Origin of the sequence: Streptomyces sp. NPDC048734, from assembly GCF_043198675.1 — a bacterium.
Lineage (GTDB): Bacteria > Actinomycetota > Actinomycetes > Streptomycetales > Streptomycetaceae > Streptomyces.
In genome coordinates, this window is record NZ_JBICUZ010000028.1 from 6,091 (window position 1) to 7,135 (window position 1,045).

At 69.4% G+C, this 1,045-nt stretch carries 1 pseudogene; it reads right to left on the reverse strand.

What is annotated here, in order from left to right:
- A pseudogene (locus ACGFQC_RS35250) lies at positions 1-1,045 on the reverse strand (hypothetical protein); the annotation flags it as partial.

Genomic DNA, 1,045 nt, shown 5'->3' on the forward strand with positions numbered 1-1,045 from the left:
CGTCACCGCCGCTGGTCAGTTCGGTGCTGCCACCGGTCGGGGTGTCGAGGACACCGTCCCGCAGACCGCTGTTGAGGCCGTCGAGGCTGCCCAGGTTCTCGGTGGTGGTCGTGCCGTCGGGCTTCGTGGTGACCGTCTGGCCGGTCGCCGGGTCCACCTTCTGGACCGTGCCGTCGGGGAACGTGGTGGTCAGCTTCCCGTCGTCGCCCAGCGAGGTCACCGAACCGTCCGGGTTCGTCACCTTCAGACCGTCGCCCAGGTCGGTCGTCGTCGTCGAACCGTCCGGGTTGGTCGTCGTGAGCACCCCGCTGTCGGGGTCGAAACTGGTCTTGCTGCCGTCCGGGAGCTCGGTGAGCACGTCACCGCCGCTGGTCAGTTCGGTGCTGCCACCGGTCGGGGTGTCGAGGACACCGTCCCGCAGACCGCTGTTGAGGCCGTCGAGGCTGCCCAGGTCGGTCGTGGTGGTGGTGCCGTCGGGCTTGGTGGTGACCGTCTGGCCGGTCGCCGGATCGACCTTCTGGACCGTGCCGTCGGGGAACGTGGTGGTCAGCTTCCCGTCCTCGCCCAGCGAGGTCACCGAACCGTCCGGGTTCGTCACCTTCAGACCGTCGCCCAGATCGGTCGTCGTCGTCGAACCGTCCGGGTTGGTCGTCGTGAGCACCCCGCTGTCGGGGTCGAAACTGGTCTTGCTGCCGTCCGGGAAGTCGGTGGAGAGCTTGCCGTCGTCGAACCGGGTGCTGCCGCCGGTCGGGGTCCTGAGGGAGACGCCGCCGCTGTTCAGGCCGCCGAGACCACCGAGGTTCTGGTTGACCACGTCGTCGAGGGAGCCGTTCGTGCCGCCCGAGCCGCCGCCGATGTCGCCGGGGCTCTCGGTGGTCAGGTTGCTCCGGTTCAGCAGGTCGTCGAGGCTGCCCAGGTTCTGCTCGCCGACCGCGTTCGGATCGTTGAGGCCGCCGAGGCTCTCCTGCACGGCCTTGCGCTGCTCCTCGCGCAGCTCGTCCTGGTACTTGCGGTCCTCCTCGCGCTGCTGGTTCTGCTCGTTGCG